General features: G+C 40.6%; 16 protein-coding genes. 6 read left to right on the top strand and 10 right to left on the bottom strand.

Annotated features, from left to right (window positions below; all coding sequences use genetic code 11):
* Positions 1 to 44 precede the first annotated feature (44 nt).
* The 3 genes from DWW10_RS05615 to DWW10_RS05605 form a co-directional block, all read right to left on the bottom strand.
* Positions 45 to 1,151 (bottom strand): type II toxin-antitoxin system HipA family toxin, encoded by a 1,107-nt coding sequence (locus DWW10_RS05615; RefSeq protein WP_118487006.1) that lies wholly within the window; start codon positions 1,149 to 1,151, stop codon positions 45 to 47.
* On the bottom strand, positions 1,144 to 1,479 hold the full coding sequence (locus DWW10_RS05610) for a helix-turn-helix domain-containing protein (RefSeq protein WP_118421503.1): 336 nt from the start codon (positions 1,477 to 1,479) through the stop codon (positions 1,144 to 1,146). The genes DWW10_RS05615 and DWW10_RS05610 overlap by 8 nt, the downstream gene beginning before the upstream one ends.
* 111 nt (positions 1,480 to 1,590) lie before the next feature.
* Positions 1,591 to 2,943, bottom strand: a complete 1,353-nt coding sequence (locus DWW10_RS05605; RefSeq protein WP_118421502.1) for an MATE family efflux transporter — start codon at positions 2,941 to 2,943, stop codon at positions 1,591 to 1,593.
* Between the two features lie 271 nt (positions 2,944 to 3,214).
* Here DWW10_RS05605 and DWW10_RS05600 point away from each other — a divergent pair, with 271 nt between their 5' ends.
* Together DWW10_RS05600 and DWW10_RS05595 are read left to right on the top strand one after the other, a co-directional pair.
* A complete protein-coding gene (locus DWW10_RS05600) occupies positions 3,215 to 3,580 on the top strand; it encodes a type II toxin-antitoxin system RelE/ParE family toxin (protein ID WP_118421558.1) in 366 nt (121 codons plus the stop codon).
* Positions 3,577 to 3,888: a helix-turn-helix domain-containing protein gene (locus DWW10_RS05595; protein WP_007209550.1), complete on the top strand. Its 312-nt coding sequence runs from the start codon at positions 3,577 to 3,579 to the stop codon at positions 3,886 to 3,888. Before DWW10_RS05600 ends, DWW10_RS05595 begins: the two co-directional genes overlap by 4 nt.
* A 70-nt stretch (positions 3,889 to 3,958) precedes the next feature.
* On the opposite strand, the gene rsgA is transcribed toward DWW10_RS05595, so the two are convergent.
* Positions 3,959 to 5,014, bottom strand: coding sequence for a ribosome small subunit-dependent GTPase A (gene rsgA / locus DWW10_RS05590; protein ID WP_118421501.1), 1,056 nt, complete (start codon positions 5,012 to 5,014; stop codon positions 3,959 to 3,961).
* Positions 5,011 to 5,823, bottom strand: coding sequence for a class I SAM-dependent methyltransferase (locus DWW10_RS05585; RefSeq protein WP_118421500.1), 813 nt, complete (start codon positions 5,821 to 5,823; stop codon positions 5,011 to 5,013). Before DWW10_RS05585 ends, rsgA begins: the two co-directional genes overlap by 4 nt.
* Before the next feature lie 311 nt (positions 5,824 to 6,134).
* Between DWW10_RS05585 and DWW10_RS05580 the strand changes: the two genes are divergently transcribed.
* Positions 6,135 to 7,070 carry a DMT family transporter gene (locus DWW10_RS05580; protein WP_118421499.1) on the top strand — a complete coding sequence of 312 codons (936 nt, stop codon included), beginning with the start codon at positions 6,135 to 6,137 and terminating at the stop codon, positions 7,068 to 7,070.
* Between the two features lie 94 nt (positions 7,071 to 7,164).
* Here DWW10_RS05580 and DWW10_RS26350 read toward each other — a convergent pair whose 3' ends face one another.
* The 3 genes from DWW10_RS26350 to DWW10_RS05565 all read right to left on the bottom strand — a co-directional run bounded on the left by DWW10_RS26350 (position 7,165) and on the right by DWW10_RS05565 (position 15,403).
* Positions 7,165 to 9,975, bottom strand: a complete 2,811-nt coding sequence (locus DWW10_RS26350) for a glycoside hydrolase family 88 protein (RefSeq protein WP_259320419.1) — start codon at positions 9,973 to 9,975, stop codon at positions 7,165 to 7,167.
* A gap of 126 nt (positions 9,976 to 10,101) precedes the next feature.
* Positions 10,102 to 12,084 carry a RagB/SusD family nutrient uptake outer membrane protein gene (locus DWW10_RS05570; protein ID WP_118421498.1) on the bottom strand — a complete coding sequence of 661 codons (1,983 nt, stop codon included), beginning with the start codon at positions 12,082 to 12,084 and terminating at the stop codon, positions 10,102 to 10,104.
* A gap of 13 nt (positions 12,085 to 12,097) precedes the next feature.
* Positions 12,098 to 15,403, bottom strand: coding sequence for a SusC/RagA family TonB-linked outer membrane protein (locus tag DWW10_RS05565; protein WP_118421497.1), 3,306 nt, complete (start codon positions 15,401 to 15,403; stop codon positions 12,098 to 12,100).
* 234 nt (positions 15,404 to 15,637) lie between these two features.
* Here DWW10_RS05565 and DWW10_RS05560 point away from each other — a divergent pair, with 234 nt between their 5' ends.
* On the top strand, positions 15,638 to 16,156 hold the full coding sequence (locus DWW10_RS05560) for a helix-turn-helix domain-containing protein (protein WP_007209541.1): 519 nt from the start codon (positions 15,638 to 15,640) through the stop codon (positions 16,154 to 16,156).
* A gap of 60 nt (positions 16,157 to 16,216) precedes the next feature.
* On the opposite strand, the gene DWW10_RS05555 is transcribed toward DWW10_RS05560, so the two are convergent.
* Complete coding sequence (locus DWW10_RS05555; protein WP_118421556.1) at positions 16,217 to 17,743, bottom strand: right-handed parallel beta-helix repeat-containing protein; 1,527 nt, start codon at positions 17,741 to 17,743, stop codon at positions 16,217 to 16,219.
* Between the two features lie 140 nt (positions 17,744 to 17,883).
* Entirely contained in the window at positions 17,884 to 21,909 is a 4,026-nt protein-coding gene (locus tag DWW10_RS05550) for a response regulator (protein WP_118421496.1), read from the bottom strand.
* A gap of 205 nt (positions 21,910 to 22,114) precedes the next feature.
* Between DWW10_RS05550 and DWW10_RS25975 the strand changes: the two genes are divergently transcribed.
* Both DWW10_RS25975 and DWW10_RS05540 read left to right on the top strand, forming a co-directional pair.
* Positions 22,115 to 22,324 carry a hypothetical protein gene (locus DWW10_RS25975; RefSeq protein ID WP_182021355.1) on the top strand — a complete coding sequence of 70 codons (210 nt, stop codon included), beginning with the start codon at positions 22,115 to 22,117 and terminating at the stop codon, positions 22,322 to 22,324.
* A 139-nt stretch (positions 22,325 to 22,463) separates the two neighbouring features.
* Positions 22,464 to 22,682: a hypothetical protein gene (locus tag DWW10_RS05540; RefSeq protein WP_118421495.1), complete on the top strand. Its 219-nt coding sequence runs from the start codon at positions 22,464 to 22,466 to the stop codon at positions 22,680 to 22,682.
* Positions 22,683 to 22,712: the final 30 nt, after the last annotated feature.

Below are 22,712 nucleotides of genomic sequence, written 5' to 3'. Positions count from 1 at the left end.
AACCGATCAAGTTATAAGCTAAATGATACTCATCAAGCCGGTAATTATCTCAACCTGAATTTTACCATCTTTCTTGCAGCACATTTCTCAGTCAATTCTTCTATGGTCTGAGTTGCATATTGTTTTGATAGCCCTATTTCAGCTGCCAACGTAATGACGTCAGCAAGTGCAGGTTCTCCTTTTCCATTTATAGTCGTGGTGTGATAACCATTAAAACCGTTACTTGGTAAAAGGTCATAAGCCGGCGAAAGTTTCCATGCTCCGTTAGCCCATTGGAAAGATAAGTTTTTGGCATGATCATCCCTATTTGAAATCAATACATTGAACACCATCAATCGAAACATTTCTGCTACTTGCTCCATATCCTTGGTAAGATTCAGTGTAAGTTTAAGCAATATAGAGTAATCAAGGCTTGGAATCCGATAGTTAGCGTGAAGTAATCCTGCTGCACTTACCGTATGGATTTTACCTTGAGGAGCTCTGTCAAATCGTTCGACTCCAAAGTAACGATTATCAAACAAGCGAGTTTCTGCCATCCGTATTCCACAATCACGAGCGAGCAATGAATAGTTGTACTCGATCTCTCCCACATCAGCAGGATCATTTGTAGCCTTAAATTTCACAAGCCATTCACGACCATCTACTTTGGTAAATACTTTGGGACGGGCACCCCCCGATGAACCTCCATATTTATAAAGCAGGTCTACCGACCCTTTACTTTCCTTGCTCTCAAGTATCTTTGCAACTTCTTTTGCCAAGCTATCAAAATTGAGATACTCAGCATCAGTTACAACACTTTTATCCGGGTAATATTCCAACGCACCACGTCCTGTGGAGCCAATAAGAGATAACCGTTCTAAAATATTCAACTTATATGGATCTATTCCTCTTTCTTGCAAATAGCGATCAAGCAGAAGATTACCCCAACCATCAGGTAAGCTATCATCAAATACTCCGAAGTTTCCGCCAAACGGATCTCGCTTAGCCATTATCAATCCCGATTTCAACGGTAAATAGAATGGAGATATTGAGAAACCGGTCTGTATCCAATCCGCATCGTATTCAAAACCACACATACCTTCAGGCGTAAGAGCCATTCGCCCTATGCGCCTGCCAGATATAAAGACCTCTATTATTGAAATATTATCCATTTCTACTCCCCCGTTTTCGTTGTTTTAATTGCCCTGCCCTTAGTATATCATCAATACTTTGATAGGTCTTACTGTTGAAAAGAGCTTCGAATTCATCGGTCATATCCAGCGCAAAGGCAAGCATCACCAGTGAACGTAAGGACATTTCCCCTGACGATTCAAAGCGCCTATAAGAAGCCAAAGAAACTCCTGATTTTGTAGCAAGCATATTTTGCGTCCATCCCTTTTCCAGTCGCCTCAACTTTACACGTTCAGCAATACCCAGCATCAATGAATCCGGAGTTTTACTTATAAGTGATAATATATTATCATTTATTCCATTTTCCATTCAATAATTACTATTATATGAGCACTTACAAAGTTAATCAAAGTTTCTCTATTATCAAACTAATAAGATGAAAATAATCACTTTAAAGTAGTTGGAAGGCTTCTATCCACCTTATTTCATCTTCCCCAAAATCTTAGGAAACTGCCAAAAGAACAACAGCGTACAGCAAATTGCAGCCGTAGCATCGGATATAGCCTCAGCCGCATATACTCCGGTCACTCCCATATAATGCGGCAGTATCAATGCTAACGGAATCAACAGAATAGCCTTGCGGAGCAAAGCGATAAAAATGGATATCTTAGCCTGTCCCAATGCAACAAACATATTCTGACAGGCACGTTGCAAGCCGAAAATGGTCATACCACCCAGAAAGACAGGCATGGTCCAACGGACCGTTTCTATCAACTTTTCATCACTTGTAAAAGCTGATGCAACCGTTGACGGGAACAGGATCATAAGCAGCATCAGAATCAGATTAAAAGAGAACATCGTGATCAGTGCAATACGGAAACAATCCTTCACACGCTGCTTATCACCATGACCATAATTGTAACTTACAATCGGAATAAAGCCTTGCGCAAACCCCGTCAGCGGCACACTGGCAAACTGCATCGAAGTCTGTAGTATCGTCAACGCACTGACGTAAATATCTCCAAAATCTTTCAAGCTACTATTCAGCACAAAGCCCACCAAACTCTCTGTACTGGCCATAATGAACGGAGATACTCCCAGTCCCAACATCGCAACAACAATTCCCCGATTCAACTTCATATAGCGCCTCTCCAAAGGCAGAGATGCCTTCCGGGAGAATAGGAAAGGCAGTACCCATGCAGCACTGCAAGCCTGAGAAATCACCGTAGCCAAAGCAGCACCTTTCACCCCCATATCAAACCAGAAGATAAAAATAGGATCAAGAATGATATTTAATAAAGCTCCGATTAAGACAGAGTACATGGCAATGGCAGGACGCCCCTGCGCATTGATAAAGGAATTGAGTCCGGTGGAAATCTCTACAAAAACAGTTCCCAGCAAATAAATGGAAAGGTAATCGACCGCATAGCTCAATGTATGTTCCGAAGCACCTGTAAAGAGCAGAATAGGCTCCATGAAGGTATAGGCAATGAAGGAAGTAATTAAAGTAAATAGAATCAGCAAGGTAAAACCATTCCCCAATATCTTTCCGGCACGCTGGCGGTCACCTTGTCCGAGGGCTATGGCAGCCAACGGTGCACCACCACCGCCCACTATTGCTGAAAAAGAAGAAATCAATACCACGAGAGAAATTGTTACTCCTACGCCTGCCAATGCATCCGTCCCGATGCCCGGTATGTGTCCGATATAGATACGGTCGACAATGCTATAAAGCAAATTGACGAATTGTGCTGCTACTGCCGGAAGCGCCATCTTGAAAACCAGTGGCAACATACGCTCGGTTCCCAGACGTTCTTCATATTTATTGATCATCGTGACTCTTCTTTTCTAAAAACGAGTGCAAAGGTACAAGAATTTCCACTCGACCCCAAAGTAATAGGGCGGCTTTTACAGGAAACGGAAATAAAACACTTCTACTAGCATTACAGAAGAAAAGTGTCCCGGCAAAACTGTATCAAGAGCTATGAACCCTAACTATAGTTTCCTCGATTGTGAAGGTCCAGTGTAGAAAAATCAGAGTTAAATATCTGCAAGAGTTTATATTTTACTTGCCCAATTGTATCTAATTGGGTACATTTGCACAATGAAAGCAACAGATAAAAAGGACAACGACATACGCGAATTGTATTTCTCAAATGAATTCACAGAGTTTTACAATGCACTACAAGATAAAGTAAAAGCTAAGTTTGAACATACAATGGATATTATCAGAACCGAGTATGTGCTTAGCACAAAGTTCGTAAAACACTTGGAAAATACAGATTTGTATGAAATGCGAGTATCTGTTAGTACCAATGAATACAGAACTATTCTTTTTGCTGTTGATGATGATAACATCATCCTTTCAAAGAAAATACTACTTTTGAATGGTTTCCTAAAGAAATCAACAAAAGACTACAATAAACAAATTAAGATTGCAGAACGGATATTAAAAGACTTTGAGTTATGAGAAAATTAGATGAGAATAAATTAGCCAAGCTACATACAGCAGGTGAACTACTGGACAATAAATATGGAGAAGCAGGAACTGAATCTCGTACAGTTTTTCATGAGAAGTCAATAGCATGGTATTATGGTGAGATTTTACGTGATCGTCGAAAGCAACTAAAGATAACTCAACAGGAGTTAGCAGAGAAGGTTGGTACGGCAAGAAGTTATATTGCCCGTGTAGAAAAGGGAGAAACAGATATTCAGATTTCAAGTTTCTTCCGTATAGCCCGTGCCTTAGGCATCGAGTTCACACCTACGTTTTTATAATTCACTGAAAATGTAAAATGAAAGTGTGTCACAAACCCAATAGGTAAATGACACACTCTTATAATAGAAATTAGCGATTTGCCTTGCGCTTCTTCACCTCATCCACGAGTTTTGAAAAAGATTTATTCCTTTTACGCTTTTCATGTTCGGAAGTAGAGAAATGCCACGCTTCCCGTCGAAGTTTCAGATAACTTTCATAAACCTTACGGTCCAATATACCACTACTTACCGCTTCTAAAACGGCACATCCGGGTTCGTTGATGTGCTTGCAATCCTTGAAACGACACGATGCAGCATAATCTGAAATCTCCAAGACCTCTGCAAGAGAATCGGGATCGTCAATGGCCAAGCCAAATTCCCGAACGCCCGGAGTATCGATTAATACACCTGAACCGTCCATCAATACCATCTCCCGACGAGTAGAAGTATGTCTTCCTTTTCCCGTGGACAGGCTGATATCAGACGTTAGCAATGCCAATTTCTCGCAAAGCGCATTCACCAGAGAACTTTTCCCTACACCTGAAGAGCCGACAAACACAACCGTTTCACCTGCCGATATAGACTCCCGTAATTGGAGAATCGTCTGAGGTTGATGAATACTTGTAAAAAACACCGGTATCTGACGGGCAATGTGTCTGATCTGTTCTTCAACTTTCTGCTTGTCAAACCCTAAATCAGCCTTATTGAACACCAATACAGGATTAATATTCTCTTCCTGCATCTGAACCATGAAACGCTCGGCTCTACGAACATTGAAATTATCATCAAGACTTTGCACGATAAATGCCCTGTCAACATACGAGGCAATGGCCTGTTTATCGGCAACCGTTCCGTTTTTCTTGCGATATAAAGTCCGTTCACGAAGCAGCATATCCACTATAATCCCTTTATGTTCGTCGAATGGTTGAAAAAGTACCCAATCACCAGTGCAAGGGAGCTCAAAGTCTGATTTTCCATACATCATATTCCCCGTCAGTTCGCACTGAAACAGACCGTTTTCTGAAACGACCTCGTAACATGTGCGGTGTACGATGGATATACGTCCATGTGTAAGGGCATTGTATATTGACTCTTGCTTTAGTTGGCTTAACTTGTCATTCCAACCGTAATTATTCAAATGAATCATTGTTCTATCTTTTTTGCTATGAAAAATGTATAACCGTAGAATGCTTTATACTTGCTGTATAGTTCTTCTTCATCAAACTGAAGCGAACTGAATTCTTCGGCGATCTTATTTCCCGCATATTTATGAAGGAAGATTTTCTGAGCTTCAATCTTTGCAGCAAAGTAATGCTCTGTCCAGCAATTTTCCGGCAGAATAAATGTAGCGACGGGAAGATATCCTGCTTTGTGTATCTTGACCACCTGATTGGGAATCGTATCTATTTCAGGATACGCATTCACCCAGAAGTCATTGATTTCTGCAGGACGTTCGTCAGTAAACCACGAACTTTCAGAAACAGCAATATATCCTCCCGGTTTCAGATACCTACGCCACTCATTCAGTCCCCGTTCAAAACCAATATTATAGATGGCTCCTTCCGACCAGATCAGGTCTAATTCCTCATTCTGAAAAGGAAGGTTATCCATAGAACCGACAATGCCTCTCACTCTGTCCTGCAAACCCGCTTGCTTTGCATTGCGATTGAAAATATCAATAAAGTCGGGAAAAAGGTCAAGTCCGGTGATCTGCCCGAGAATGTGTCCGGCCAATACCATTGTCTGTCCTCCTGTTCCACAACCGATGTCGGCGATAAGGGATTTGTCGGTGAGGTTATCTATAAAGCTCAGCGCTTTCAGTGTTACGTCAGGACTTCCGGGTCCTTGGCGTTCCATATTGGAGAAGAAGTCACAGATTAATTTAAGTTCGAAATCGTGAATTGTTTTATTTTCGTTACTCATTTTCTTAATGTATTTTGCATACACGGAAAGCATAACAATGCCTTCATCATTGTACGCAGATTAAACTTGAATTATAATAATAGAAAACTACTCTCGAAAGGAGTTATCCGAGAGTAAACGAAGGGACAATCTGTATCAGAAACACAGATTGTTTATTAAACCAAATCCGATTTGAATGTCTTTGTCATGGCGCAAAGATAAATAATATTTTGAGAATACGAAAACTGAAGTCATCCAAGGCAGGAAAAAGTAAAAATTAAGAGGTTTGTAATGACAATATATAAAGGAAAGATTTACCTTTGCACCCCCAAAGAAAACCAGAACTAAGAAATTATTTAGTGTTTATGAATACAAAGGTCAAAGGATATATATTGGGAGCCGTTGCTGCCGCCACTTATGGTATGAATCCCCTCTTTACCCTTCCGCTATATAAGGAAGGTATGAATCCGGATTCCGTTCTTTTCTTCAGATATCTGTTTGCCATTCCCATCCTGGGGATTATGCTCAAAGCGAGAGGTAGAAGTTTCAGTCTAAAGCGGAAAGAAATATTGCCGTTAATCATACTGGGATGGTTGGTCGCCATTTCTTCTCTTACCCTGTTTCAAAGCTATAACTATATGGAAGCCGGTATTGCCTCAACAATACTGTTTGTCTATCCTATTTTGGTGGCACTGATTATGGCTGTCGCTTTCAAGGAAAAAATCACATTACAAACAGTCTTATGTATCTTTCTGGCTTTAAGTGGTATTGGGTTACTATATAAAGGAGGAGACGGTACAACGCTTAGCTTAGTTGGCGTTGGGTTAGTCATGGCATCGGCCCTCTCCTATGCTATTTATATCGTAGGGGTAAACCGACCGATATTAAAAGATGTGGCAACGCTTAAAGTTACTTTTTATGTATTGCTTTTCGGCCTATCGCTCTTTTTAGTCCGTGTAGATTTCGGGCAAAGCCTGCATGTTGTCGATAAATGGTATTTATGGGGGAACCTGATTGCATTGGCAATCTTCCCCACAGCCATATCCTTCCTCTGCACTACGCAAGCTGTGCAATATATAGGTTCTACCCCTACAGCCATCCTCGGAGCTTTGGAACCTGTAACGGCTGTATTCTTCGGAGTAACAATCTTCGGGGAAAGTCTGACACCCAGATTGTGTTGCGGAATTATATTGATTATCCTGGCTGTGACGTTTATTATAGCCGGAAGCAATATTACGACACATTTGGTACGGTTCAGGAAGTTGTTTCCACGATTGCCGATAAAGAAAAAGGGGCATTAATCCAATATGCCCCTCTCCGGTATTTCTTAGCATTTGTTTACCCCTCAATTCTTCCGACATTAAGATTAAAAGTGTAAGTTTTTTCCAGTGAATATCATGGCAATAGTTCAATGGTCTGATCAAGCAGGCCATTAACATAAGTACGCAAAATACCATTCTTATACTCCAACTTTAAACGTAACTCGGAGTATTTCTGCGGAACATACCATTTACCATTCGTTCCACGTGGCATGATTGTCCAAGTATCGGCTGTTCCGAGAATATTGGTACTGGTATATACTTTTCTTTGATAACGTACCTCTGGTTTCATAGTATTGGCATTCAGATAATACCCCAGTTTTCCAAGTTGCAACAGACAGCCACGATATTTTACCGTATCAGGCTTTAGGGTTACGGAAATTACAAAGTCTTCCTTAAGATCAAATTTAAAATCCTTAGCCTGTTCAACTGTCATCTCAATATTCTCAGTTTCAGTCTTAACAGGGAAACCTCGAAAATCGGAATGAATCGCAGTACAATACCCCAACGGATGTGTGGTACTTACAATCCAGTCATAGTAATTGCCATGCATCCATGTCAGCCGTAACGGAGTATCTTCCGAATCAGGAATAATATAGGGACGCACATTATTGTACCGGGAATTACGGGTAACAGCCTCAACGGCAACCACATCTCCCCCATCATTCAGCATATATTTCTGTATCTCATATTTCCGTCCATATTTGCCTTCTACGGGAACAGAACAATAAATCACATTTGTCTGTGTAGGATCAATAGTCATTCCGCCACTGTAGCACTTCTCGATATAAGAACTTTGATGAAAATGTCCGCCGGCATGAGCCAGAAAGTTCTTTTTCCATTCTTTTCCTGTCCAGCGGGCATAATAATAATTGTGTGAGGTTTTGTCTTCACTGATACGAACCATGGCAATAACAGGATTCCCCGGTTTGTCGATGGCTATCTGCCATACCCAGTCACGCTCTTCAGGACTATCTACCACCGTATAAGGATACTGTTCTACATACTCACTTCCTTTATTTATCTGAAACGGGCCATCGGCTATGGTCGAAAGCACATTTCCCTTCACATCTTCCAGTTGCAAAGTGTGTATATCGATATAATTGAAATATAAGAAATTTGGACTCTCCTGATCAGGATGTCCTGTAGTATAAGTGAAAAGAATCTTATCTTTTCCATTCGACGTATATTTGGCATAGGGACGCGCTCCGGTAGACTGTACCAATTGGTAAGGTCCCCCCTCCACGTCTACATTATCTTTTTTATCCGGTAGGGATAACTTGGCAATCGTAGGATGCCAGCCTATTCCGCGCCAGCAAAGATAGATGTGATCCGGATCATCAGAAAGAATAAAGGGAGAAGGATAGGTGGTGTTATTCTCAGTGATAATTTTCTTCTCTTCTCCTAAAGTTGTAATGTCACCCGGTTCCCGCGAGATGCGATAGTAAAAACAACGTTCATCCGTATGGCGCGAATAGAATATCATGACACGCTCATCAGGCAGTATCAGGAAAGTCGGGTTATCATGATCATCCGGCTGGAAGCAGGAACGGATAAGGACTTCTTTCTGCTGCTTTTTATGAAAATCATATTGCATGGCTTTTATGTTTCCATGAGTATCAATGTAGCCGATATAGGTTCGGTCTATACTGCCATCTTTACTTTTATAATGCAAGGCACGAGGATCGGCAAACCAACACCAGGCACCTTTATCCGTCACCTGATATCCTTCATTGACGATAGGCGCATCTTCGATGAAACGTACCATTTCACAAGCAGCCAATAAGAAAGCACCTACACCAAAATTGGCAGTAGAATTAGCATCCACCACTTGTCCGGGGATAGCTTTCTCACCAATAGGTTGTACATAGCCTACATGCCCATTCGGTTGCAAAGCCACTGTAGCAAGATATTCCCATGCTTTCAATACTACCGGTTCATAAGTTTCTCTATCCAATAAATCATTATTGACGCCCCACAGCAGACCATAGGTGAAGAAAGCTGTTCCACTGGTTTCCGGCCCGGGAGCATGTTGCGGATCGAGCATGCTTCGGGTCCAATAGCCTTCCGGTTGTTGACAGGCGACTACGGCTTTAGCCATTGTCCGAAAACGGTCGACATATTCTGACCGGTATTTATCATTTTGAGGCAAGTCTTTCAGCACTTTGGCCAATGCAGCCAGTACCCAGCCATCACCACGCGCCCAAAAGTCCTTTTTACCATTTACACTTTTATGTTCAGGATAGACATACTTCGCATCACGATAATACAGACCAGCCTCTGCGTCATACATAATGCTATTGGCATATTCCCAGTACTCATGCAGCTTCTCCAAATAAAGCGGATTTCCGGTCACCTTATACAGTTTAGTCATAACGGGCATCACCATATAGAGTCCATCAGCCCACCACCAATAATCGGAGCGATCGGTACTCATTTCATATTCCATAACCTCGCGGGCACGGGCTATTTTCCGTTCGTCAGGCTCCACAGTATAAAGGTCGATATATGTCTGAAAACACACCTGATAATCGCCAAACAGAACATATTCATTACTTTCACCATAGCCGGATTTCCATTTAGACTTATCTTTGCTTCTGGCTCCCATCCACTGATTATGCCCAGCCCATGCTTCAGAATAATTGTAGTAAGCGGTATCCCCTGTCAGGAAATAAGCTTCCATGTTTCCGGTATGATAGGCAGCATGATCCCAGAATGACCAACTATGTTTAGGATGCGTAGTTTGCCAGTATCTGTTCACTTTATGGATAATACCGGACACATCGGACACCTTCGGAAGTTCGGTTGCTGCACACGGAAAATATCCGGAACAAAAAATAAGAGTCAGAAAAGCAAAAAACAGTCCTTTCATTGTTATTCTATTCATACTTGATTCTATATTGATTGATACAAATGAAAACGGGGTGATCTCAAGAAAAGAACGATCACCCCGTTCCTTATAATACCTATTGAAAAAATGCGAATTTACTACTCAGAAGAGCCGAAGCCCAATCTAGTTAGACAGGTTATCTTCGTCGGCCACAGCCTCCTGCCAGTTTCCCCACATCGGCACACTGTCATCATATTTGTCATAGCCATAATTCTGGCGTAGTTTTCCCAAACGATTGGCATCGATAGCTGATTGTGGAATAGGCAAATACAGATTACGCTTGTCAATGGTATATTTATGGTTCTTCACAATCAACTCCGGATTTTTATTATAGAATTCATTGTAATGCATAATGCGTTGATACCAATAACTTCCACCATTCGGGTCTGTACCTTCCTGTTTATCATAAGTATTCACATCATACGTATTTCCCCATTCATCCGGTTTTCCGCTTAGGGCAAGGCAATAAGACACACGACTCAATTCAAGATAGCGCCATTCTTCCAGATACAATTCACGTGCACGCTCATCCATGATATCTCCAATGGTTACAGTTGTGTAAAGCTGTTTGCACTGAGCTCTCTCCCTCACTTTGTTTACATCCAGAGCAGCACCGGCAGGATCGCCATTATAAAATTTTGCTTCAGCACGCAGCAAATAAGCCTCTGCCAGACGGTAGCAATACCAGTCGGCTATGCCACTTGTAGTGGAGCTGCTAGAAGCGCCATTGAACTGTGTACTACTTTCTTTCGCCTCGGCATTCTGGTCCATTAAATAGATTTTATAGTGAGGCCATCCGAACCAATCACGGATTGTATCCTTACACCAAGACTTCTGAAGATACTGACCATAATATTTGGAAGAAGGATTATTGACCCTGACAGAATCCATCATCATCCAGTTTCCACTCTTTGTACTGCGTCTCAAATCTCCCTCATCATCTACTCCATTCACTTCCCACATACCATATTGAGAGTAATAAGTAGGGTGCAAATAACCTGTACCACGACCTATGGAGCGATTATAGTCATATTTAGAGTCATAATTCTTATCGCTACGAGCAAAACTTTTCACAGCTTGTACTCCATTAGGGTCCAATAGATTACTCTTGTCATCCCACAATGGACCCAGAGCACGCATTGTATTGAAAGCAACAAAAGAATTCGATGAACCGATACCGCGATTAGGCATACCCAGTATCACTTCTTTATTTTCGGCTATCAACTTATTTTCAGGTCGGTGCAAATCCCAGATCACATTGCGTTGAATAGGCCACGTTTCTGTATTGAAAGGAGTGACAAAGGTGCCAAAGGTATTCGTCATCAGCGAATAACCGGAGTTATCTATCACTTCATTCAGCTGCTGAATAGCCTTCTCCCACTGTCCGGTTGCCAGATAAAGTTTAGAAAGTAACATGCGGCAAGCTCCCTTATTGACCAGACCGATCTCTTTCATATCCTTTTGTTCCGGAACCCACTGTACGGCAAATTCCATATCCTCAACCATCTTCGCAAGAATGGCCTCACGGGAAGTTGTTTTATAGTCGAACTTCGGACCTTCTATAATCTTTGTCACCAATGGGACATCCTTAAACATAAAGACCAATGACAAATAACGATATGCCCGATGAAAATAAGCCCAACCAATGTATTTATTTCTGGAAGCTTCGTCCATATCCTTAATTTTGCCGATATAGCTGGTTATTGTATTAGCTGATTTTATACCTGTATAAGTTTCACCCCAGAAATACGAGAACTGATTCACTTCGCTGCCTCCGCCGCCCATTCCGTCCGAAGGAGTCAGGCGTTCGGATGGATCTGCCCAGATAGTACTCTGGTCTGTTTTTCCGGCAACAGCTAAATCGGTATGCATAAACAATGTATAGAAAGGAGTTACCAGATTGGCAGCTTGATAATAAGTCCAGTAATTGCGCAAGTGTCTATCCAGCGTAGCTACAACAGAGCGCAATCCGGCTTCAGTAGTAAAGGTTTGTTCAGGTTCGTAGAATGAAAGCGGGTCTGGTTTCAGGAAGTCTTCTGAACAAGAAGAACACAACGCACCGGCAGCAATCATACCTATCAATGCTATATTTTTTATCTTTTTCATATCCGTTATGTAATTAAAGAGTTAAAGTTAATCCAATATTAAAGGTTCTCGGAGCCAAACCACCGGTTTCAGGGTCCCAGTATTTCCAGTCTTTAGCCCAGACTGCAACATTCTTGATGCTTCCGCTAATAATCGCCTTTTCTATACTCCAGCGTGAAATGAACTTCTTGGGCAGTTTATAGGCAAGTGAAATGTTATCCAGACGAATGAATGAACGGTTATGTAATTTGCCCGGTGTAGTCACTCCCGACGGACCTTGTGCATCTAAGCGTCCATATTCATTGGTCGGATTATCTACAGTCCAATATCCCTTCTTAGCATATACATTCTGACCATTCGTCACTTTTGAGCCTGCATTATCTTTATTCAGGTAATCTGTTTCCAGACTCTTATGCCCCATCTTTGAATAGATATTAAATGAGAAAGTTAGATCCTTGAAGAAAGTAAATTCATTACGCATAGACCAATTCACTTTCGGACTGCTTTGTCCCAGGAATTGCTTGTCATCATTGTCATACACGATAGTAACACTACCGTCTGCATTTACTTTATCATTATCAGGATTGTTCCATACCTTAGGGTCACCCGGACGCTGTCCATACTTGGCAGCTTCTTCCACTTCATCTTTCTGCCAAATACCGGTTACTTTATAATCCCAGATAGCCCCAATAGGCTGTCCGATAAACCATTTATTGGAAATATCATCTCTTTCTTTAGTACCTATTACTTCACCTTGCGCATTAAGCACATTTTCATACTCATAATACAGATGCTTGATTTCATTCTTATTGAATGAAAAACCTATCGTAGTATTCCATTCCAATACATCATTTTTAATATTTGTTGTACTTAATGAGATTTCCACACCACGGTTCTGCACCTCTCCCAAGTTGGTAGTGACTGAACCAAAACCGGAAAATCCGGGTAAGGACTGATTCATAATCATCTGTGTAGTAGGCATGTGATAATACTCAAAACTACCACTGATACGGTTATTCAAGAAGCCAAAATCTAAACCAATGTTCCAAGCAGTGGTCTTTTCCCATTGCAGATGCGTATTGGCCAGACGGTTCATTGTAAAGTAACGATATTCTGTCGTATTACCACTTGCGTCTACATAACCATAAGTACCTCCGGTACCTGAGCCCAGGTCGGCAAGAGCAATGTAGGGATTAGCCAATGAACGGTTACCATTCTGTCCCCAGGAAAATCTCAGTTTACCGAAACTCATCGGTTCCCAATTGAAAAATTTCTCATTTGTGAAAGTCCATCCGAAGGCGGTTGAATAGAAAGTTGCACGCGGATTGGAAGTACCAAAAGCTGAATAACCGTCGCGGCGTATAGAGCCGGTAAACATATATCGGTCATCATACGAGTAGAACAGGCGTGCAAGCATACCGTCAGCGGTTTCATGTCCATCATCCGAACTGAAAGCGCTGGATTCTTTGTCACCTGCTTTTACATAATGGAAGCCCAAGGCATCAGTCGGCTGTAAGTTGTTGGCACTCAAATTGTCACCCCATGAACGTCGTTCTTCAGCTTCCTGTACTAGTGTCACTGTAAAATGGTGCTTCTCAAGAAAAGTTTTATCCCAAGTCAAAGTGTTGTTCAGTGACCAGTCAAAACGCTTACCATTGTTACGGCTTGCCGACCCTGCCGTTACATCAGGATCTTTTGAAGACTGAAAAGAACGGTAATAGTACCACTGGTAACGCGGTGCTATATTGAAGGCATAAGTGATGCCGAACGGTAACGTCAATTTGGCATTCAAAATAGTATTAAGTACTGTATAACCCGACTCACGTTCCTTAAATTGTTGTCTGTAATCATAGTTGTACCCCGTATTTCCTGAAACATTTCCCATCGGAAAGCGCTCCAATTCTCCATTTTCATTCCGATAAGAAGCAAATGGGCTGTTTTCAGTGATCTGCTTGCCCCAGTCTACCGTGGTATCCCCATCGGTACGCTCTTGGAAGTTGACATTAGCGCCTACTTCAAACCAGTTGGTAACTTTTGCATTCACTTTCATGTTAGAACGGAAAGTGGTATAATCATTACCTACTGCCACTCCTTCATTATCCATATATCCCAGAGAGAAATAGTAATTCACACGATCGGTAGCGCCAGACATGCTCACGTTGTAATTCTGGTTGAGACCTGTACGAAAAGAATGATCGTACCAATCAAAAGTTTGTCCCAAGAGAAAATTGGCAAGGCTATTTCCCTGTAAACCAAGCCTAGTGGCTCCCCATACTTCTTGGTCGGAAATGTCCGAACCCGCATTGGTATATGCACGCCATTGGTCAAGGGTAATACCGTATTTATTCAGATTTTCCTGTGTGGGAGCATCATAATATCCTGCAGGGTATTTTTTCTTATCCGCCTGATACTCTTCATAAGCACCAGTTTCAGGGTTTACACCGTATGTACCTGCAACATACCAATCGCGGCGATACTTCAAATAACCTTCCCCATCATAAACATCACGGTTAGCTCCCATTGTAGAAAAGCTCCAGTTGGTACTGAAATTAATCATCGGTTTACCATTTTTTCCTTTCTTGGTAGAAACAATAATAACACCATTAGCAGCTTTTGCCCCATACACAGCAGCGGCAGAAGCATCTTTCAATACATCAATTTGCGCAATGTCATCCGGATTGAGTTCGGAAAGTTCTCCATAAAACATCATGCCATCAAGAATAATCAGCGGATCATTATGCCCACCGTCTGTATAAAGTGAACGTTGACCACGAATTTGAAGAGAACCACCACCTTTCGCAGAAGCATCCATACCCACATTCAAACCCGGTGTACCACGTAGTACATCCTGTACTGTCTTGGGTGCCTCGTTAGCAAGATTGTCCGGACGAATCTGAATGACAGAACCTGTCAAATCCTTTTTACGCATCGTACCATAACCCACTACAACCACTTCGTCCAACATCTCAGTATTCTCCTGCAATACTATATTTAAAGGTTTTCCTGAAATGGCTTTCACACTGGCCGTCTGATAACCGATAAATGAGATTTCAATAGTTGCATTAGCAGGAACACTCAATCTGAAGTTTCCATCAATATCGGTTATCACACCATTGGATGGATCTCCTTTTTCTTTCACGCTGGCTCCAATCACAGGTTCCCCCGTTGCGTCTTTCACAATACCAGTAATGGTCTGTTTCTGTTGTTGCACTGTCTGTACGACATTAACATCATCTTCGGCAAATACCGCCAAAGGATGAATACCGACGAAACCTACACAGATTAGCAAGGCTGCTATCGCCTTTCGATTTCTTTTGAATCTAAACGAATTCTTTTTCATCGTCTTTTAAAATTTATTAGATAATTAAGGTGACTAATTCAACAAGATGCATATATGTTCTTTGTTCTAAATCGTTAGCCAAAAGTAGGTGGATATAAGGAATAAGAGGATGAATCATTACCGGGAAAGGGTTATAAACGCCTTATAAGCAGGTTTCCGGTAATAATTCACCCTCCTATTACTCACTTTTTCGGAAGTTTGCTCCATATATTATTTCATTAATTCTAAAAACATATGAGAGCATACCTTATTGACAATCCATTCATGAATCCAGTTACAGAAAAACTGGAAGTCATAATACTTCCTTCGACTCTTTACGAAGATATTACAGGCTATATTACCCAATTGCTATCAAAAACAAATGCATTGTCTGCACAAATGCAGAACCAATCGAAGTATCAAAGAATTGCGCCCAATCCATCCGAGCAAGCATTCCTTAAACAAATACTTGCTGCTATCGAGAAACATATGGATAATCCGGATTTATCCATGCCACTCCTGCAAGCAGAAATCCATATATCCAGATCCATGCTCTATCGAAGAGTGAAAGCATTGACCGGATTGTCACCCAGTGAATTTATTTGTAATGTCCGCATGAAGAAAGCATGCAGCCTATTGTCGGAAAGGCAATACAATATATCAGAAGTAGCTTATAAGGTTGGCTTTAACGATCCGAGATATTTCAGCCAATGTTTCAAAAAGAAATTTGGTAAAGCCCCCTCTACCTTCAGACGGTGCGGAATAATAATATAGCGATAGCACTACCGTTATTATCCGGTAATACTATCGCTATATTTTGTTTCAGATAAAAAATCAATTCTTCATATCTTCAAAGAATCGATGAATGGCATCCTTACTGACTACCTTCAGTACAGCAGCCCCATCCCCAACAATTACCGTATCGAAAAGGAAAGACAAACTATCAAATCCCATTGGGTCTTTACTTATACATGAATAGTAATAAGCGGAAGCATCCTTGGCACTTTTATCGGCAGGTTTTCCTATGAAATTTCCTAGATAGTAATTGCCATCAAAGATGTTATTTGTGGATTTGGTAAGACGAATCTCCGATTCCTGAGGAGCAAAAAAGATATTTTCTTTAAATATAGTGTTATTAGCATATCCATCCCATGAATCAGATGTAATGATACTACGGTCTATGAACGAAGCCGTCTTAGGATTAACATGCAGGATATTATTGTTTATCAGCGTATTCTCACAAGGTCCACCGATATGAATAGTAGCAGAAAATATACCACTGCGTGTGGCACGTGGACGAATAGCATCATTAATGCTCACATTGTACTGTACTACCGTACCCTGATTGCCTACTCCACCGTCTGTCCCGGAATTACAAATTAAAACCATCCCCCCATCATTATCATGACTAAAATTATATTGAATGGTCGTATTATGGCAATTATAATCGGAATCAAAGCCTTGTGCATCCCAAGGGGCTTTATGGTCACTCACTTCATTAAACTGAAGAACACTGTTGTCGCAACTCCATGGCCAGAAACCGGCAGCAGCTTCGCTATGCGGTAGTGTTCCCGGACAATTACGCATCAAGTTATATTCTATCAGTGCTCCTTCACAGCCTATCGGAACAATACCGTCACCGGGAACTTCTTCTATCAAGTTTTTACGAACAACAGTATTGGTACTGGGATGCCAATTATTACGGCTGCTATAGGAAGACCAAATCATGCCATTCCTCTCACAACGGCGAATGATGCAATTCTCAATGGTCAATCCATCAAAGGTCGATATTACATCTTGTCCTTTATTCACAATTAAAATGCCAGAACCACCTCCTTTCTGCTTGATTAAGCTACCATTTACATCATGGATTTCCAATGCATTGAGTATGATGTTATGAGATACACCGTAATTCTCACACAGCACTTTTACACCCGTGCGGTGTGCCAGCCGTTCTGTACCAGTATTTACCACTTCAAGGTTCTGTAGTGTAAGGTAGTCCGAGTTCTGTACTAATATTGTATATAGTGAAGCGTCCGGTGTTTTGATACATGGTTTTCTACCGATACCGTAAGCATCTATAATAACCCGTTTATCAGCCTTCCCCTTCGCTGAGAGTTCCAAAATGCCGATAAAAACAGACCCTCTTCGAAATAGTAACGAATCTCCTGCACGAAGCTGAATATCTTTCAACCTCTCCAGACTTTTCCAAGCTGTTTGTTTACTCAATCCATTAGCATCGTCGTTACCTTGCAAGGCATCTACATAATAATTTTTTCCAGTCTTGGCACTGCTATCACAAACACAGAAAAAGGTGCATGCAAAGACAAGCAGCAATGTTGCCGTTTTTAGTTTAATCATAGTTTCCTTCTTTAAATTCATATTTATATTTAGAATTAATTCACGTCCTCAAAAGTAGAGGAATATAAATAAAAAGAAGGAGAACTATTACCGGAAAAGAGAGACTGATGGTTCAAAAAGGGACTTTCTCGCTAATAAATTCAATTCTCATACTTCATCATGTATTCTGTAGGAGACAGTCCGAACTTCTTCCTGAAACAAAGACTGAAATATTTAGGATCATTGAATCCCACGGCATAAGCCAGATCTGAAATACGGATTTTCTTCTTTTCATCTATCAAACGACATGCAGCTTGCAGACGAACATTATTGATAAATCCAGAAGGAGTAAGCCCCGTCAATAACTTCAACTTATCAGCCAGAGTAGTTCTCGCCATTCCCATCTCTGCCAAGAATTGTGCATGTTCAAAATTACAATCATCCAAATGTGCATTCACACAATCCACTGCTTTTTGGATAAAAGCCTCATCCATAGAAGTAAAATTCAACTCTTTAGCTTCGAACACTAATTGCTTACGAAAATCTATTCCCATACGGTTACTCTTCTTCAACAAATTGTCTATCTTGGCTAATAAAACAGACAAGCGGAGTGGTTTGCAGATATAACCGTCTGCCCCCGATTCATACCCCATTACCTGATCCTCATCAGTTATCTTGGCCGTCAACAAGATGACTGGAATATGGCAAGTTTCAAATTTCTCTTTAATCCTGCGACATAATTCTATTCCATCCATTTCAGGCATCATGATATCCGAAACAATCAGATTCACTTCTTCTTTTTCAAGCACAGCCAATGCCTCTACCCCGTTTCTTGCCTGTAAGATATGATATCTGCCCTGCAACAAACGGACCATAGACGACAAAAGATCCTCATTATCTTCTACCAGCAATAAAGAGGAACTACCCGGTTCTCTTTCAGCCATATCCGTAGCAACTGCTTCTTCTACTTCACCAATAGGCAGAACATTATAAGCTGCATACTCCATACTTTCATCAATTTCCTCTTCTTTGAATGCCTCCCGCCGCACAGGTATTTGTACCACAAATGTATTGCCTTCCTCTTTATTGCTAAAGGCATGGATAGTGCCATGATGCAATGCCACCAGATCTTTTGTCAATGAAAGGCCGATGCCGGTACCAATAGTATGGAACTTCCGATATTCACCTTCATAGAACCGTTCGAACAAATGCGCCAGTTTTTCTTCCGGAATACATTCTCCCGGATTGTTGACAGTGATTTTCAGTAATCCGGTTTCTTCATCATAAGACTGACATAGGGTTATGGCACCTCCTTCAGGAGTATATTTAGCAGCATTAGAAAGCAGGTTATATATAATCTTATCCAACTTATCTACATCGAAATATCCAGAACACTCTTCGGTCGCCTCCAAAGAAATAGATAATTTTTTCTTCTTTACCAAAGGAGCAAAAGCCAAAACGGAGTTTTTCAGGAATAAGCTGATATTACCACAAGAAACTTTCAACTTCAACTTTCCGTTTTCTACCTTTCTGAATTCAAGAATCTGCTGGATCAGTCTGATTAAGCGGGAAGTGTTGTTCTCCATAACCTGAAGAAGCCGCGAACTACTTGGTATTTCTTCCTTTAGTTCATCCACAGAGGCTGAAATTATAGATAAAGGAGTGAGTAGTTCATGTGTGATATTAGTAAAGAATTGCAGTTTGGCGTGATTGATTTCTTCTATCTTCTGGCGTTCAATTTTCCCCATTGCTATGGCTTGTCTCATACGAATGCGATTACGTACCATTCTATAGAAATAGTAGGTAATCGCCAGTATGCACAATACGTATACCGTATAAGCATACCAACTTTCATACCAGGCCGGAAGGCGGTTAAGGCTGATCTCAACCACATGGTCGCTCCACAAACCATTTCCATCTGTAGCCTTTACCTGAAACACATATTTACCTTTACTCAACTTATTATAGAAAGCTGAGTTTTTTCCTGCCGACAAGTATATCCACTCTTTATCTATTCCGGATAAGCGATATGCATATCGTATCCGCGAACTATTCTGATAGTCTAAAGATGAAAACTGTATCTCGATATTTTGTTCTTCCGGATATATATCAACAACTTTCAATGATTTACCCGGCCGTTTATTATCCAGTAGAATACTCCGTCCCATAATCCGTATATCAGTTATAAGAATATCTTTGGGTTGGGAAATATTGTCCAGACGTTGAGAAGGAGAAATAGATAATATACCAGGAATACCACCAAAGTAAAGTTGCCCGTCAGCATCTTCAAACACAGACTGGGGAAGAAAACGGTTGAAACCAATATTCTTACTGGATGCATAGAAACTTCTGTAAGCTCCATTCTTAGGATTAAATTCCTTGACCTCCCTACTGGTTGTTATCCATACATGATGAAAACGATCCACTATGATATTGCTAATCTTGTCTCCGTTTACTCCACATGCCGTATTATAATCTTCAAAAGAACCGGTTTCAGAATCAAATAACATAATACCTCCTTTATCAGTCCCCAGCCATAATTTATTATGATCTGCAGCTACACATAGAAAAGAATGAGGGGCAGAATATTCTGTCATATGCCTTTCCCTGTCAATCCTGATGAGGCCTTTATTTTTTACAATACCCCAGATAATACCATCCTCTGTTTGAGCAAAACCTTTGATAACACCTATATTATCAGAAGCAAGCTCCAACTTCTCACTTTCTATCTGGTAGATAAACAAATGATTACCTGCTGCAATCCAAAGGTTACCGTCATTATCTTCAAATAAATAATTGATAACATCATAGGTCTTTGATACCGAAAACAAATTCACCCTACGTTCTATTTCTATCTCCATATTATTCTGGCTCAAGCCATATAATTCACAGCTACTTTGCGGTACTATCCATACCAGCCCTTGTTTTTTTGATTTCAGCAAATAAGAAAGTACCAGAAATGGACTGTCACTGACTGCTTTCGAACTGGTATAACATTCGATTTTATCTTTCTCCGGTTGATAAATACAAAGTCCGAGACGCCTTTGGAAAACCCAAAATATTCCTTTCTCATCCTTACACAGATTTTCAAAAATTGGTGTCCACTTTATTTGTTTTTCCAATGGGGCGATATTGTATTCATGCAAATTATCCTCATCAAAATAGATGATAAAGTTGTGATTATCCAGAGAAGTCACCCAAAGATTGCCATCCCTATCTTTAATAATACGCTTTAATGCTTTGTTGTATTGCGGCAAAAACGTTGAGGTATCTACCTGCTTCAACAGTCCACCCGTTGTGACCTGATAGGCAAACAAGTCACTCCATGATATTGTCCAAATATAGTTGTTCACATCATCTTGCACAAGATGTAAAGCCGTCTTGGCTATTTGCCCGGCAGAATTCATAGGTAATGGTTGAGGAACATATTGCAATTCCTTAACAGAATTCAAGGGATCCAAACGAATAATCCCCTGTTGCCAGGAAGCCAGCCAATAATAGTCTTTCTCTCTATCTTGTATAAGATCACTTATCCTATCAGTATAAGGGAAGAATAGTTCAAATTCATCCTTTTGCTTATTCCATTTATGTAATCCTTTACCAGATATAGAGAGCAACAGTTGATGTTTTCTATCTTCATACAGTACATACTCCTCTCCCGGACCGGTAGAACATTGCAATGGGTACATTTTCTGAATCTCTCCTTCTGGCGAAAGTCGGAACATTCTTCTATAGACATTTATCCATATAGAGTGATCTGAGGTCACTATGATTCCCTCTATATTGATATCCTTAAGCTCTGCGATATCCGCAGATGCAATAGTGTAAGTTTGTTTATTTAAGATATATAACCCCTTATCAGTTCCAATCCAGATATTGTGTGTGATACTGTCTTCTCCCAGACAAGTGATCACATTACTTGGCATCATATCCGGATCTTTAAAGTCAGACCTGAATGTATGGATATTATAACCATCATCACGACATAATCCTTCCGCTGTACCATACCATATATACCCTTCAGAATCCTGAAAAATGGTATTGATGACATTCGTGGACAATTTATCTATATGGGGAATATCCTTAATCTGTATATTCCGGGCATTCATATAAAGAGATAGCCCAAGAAAACCAAAGAATGTTACCATTCTTACAACATATGAGAAAAAAGGTGCTTTTCTTAACATAATACAAGATTTTTATGCTGCAAATATATAAATTATGCAAGCATAAAAGTACATTTGGAAGAAAAACGTCTATTCTTCAAAAAGCCATCGCCTCTTTCACTAAGCACATTTCATGATAGGAAGTCAGTTTTTCCAATAATAAAAATCTCTGGATTATGAAATAGATACCCTATTCATTCCGGGTATTCCCGAAAGCCTCACGGATATGGTCGATGCCAAAACACTATCATGGATTAAGAGACAATCTACATTAGCACTGATTGAATTACTCCATCAGATTACAGACAACGTTTCAGAACCGTATAGCAAAATGTCGTTTTTTTACAAGCGTATGCAAAATCCAAACGCTATTTTTGCAAACCCAATGAAGCAGTATGAATATACAGGAAAAGAAGTTGGTCACTCATATTCTTAATTTCGTCATAAGGAATCTGTAGGTTGGTCTACAAACTTTTTACGGAAAGATTATTCGGCTTATCTTTGCATCAAACGAAGTGCTTCCAGAAAGACTAAACAGACTAAATAACATAAGTGGTATTAAATAAGTTATCGCAATGACAGACAATATTTTAATCTTCCGGACTTCTATAGAAAAGAGGCGGGAAATAAAGAAAATAGAAAAGTTATTCACCCAATATCCACAGATCCACGTATGGAACGTAGACTTTGAAGATTGGGAGAAGATACTGAGAATTGAATGTCAAGGGATAACCCCGACTGATATCTCGGACGCACTGAATACAATCGATATCTGCGCAACAGAGTTAGAATAAAGTAGAAGTTATTCCAAGAGCTGCTACCGA

The sequence above is a fragment of the Bacteroides intestinalis genome, assembly GCF_003464595.1.
Taxonomy (GTDB): Bacteria; Bacteroidota; Bacteroidia; order Bacteroidales; family Bacteroidaceae; genus Bacteroides; species Bacteroides intestinalis_A.
The sequence above is the reverse complement of the archived record's forward strand: the minus strand, read 5'-3'. Positions and strand labels throughout refer to the sequence as shown.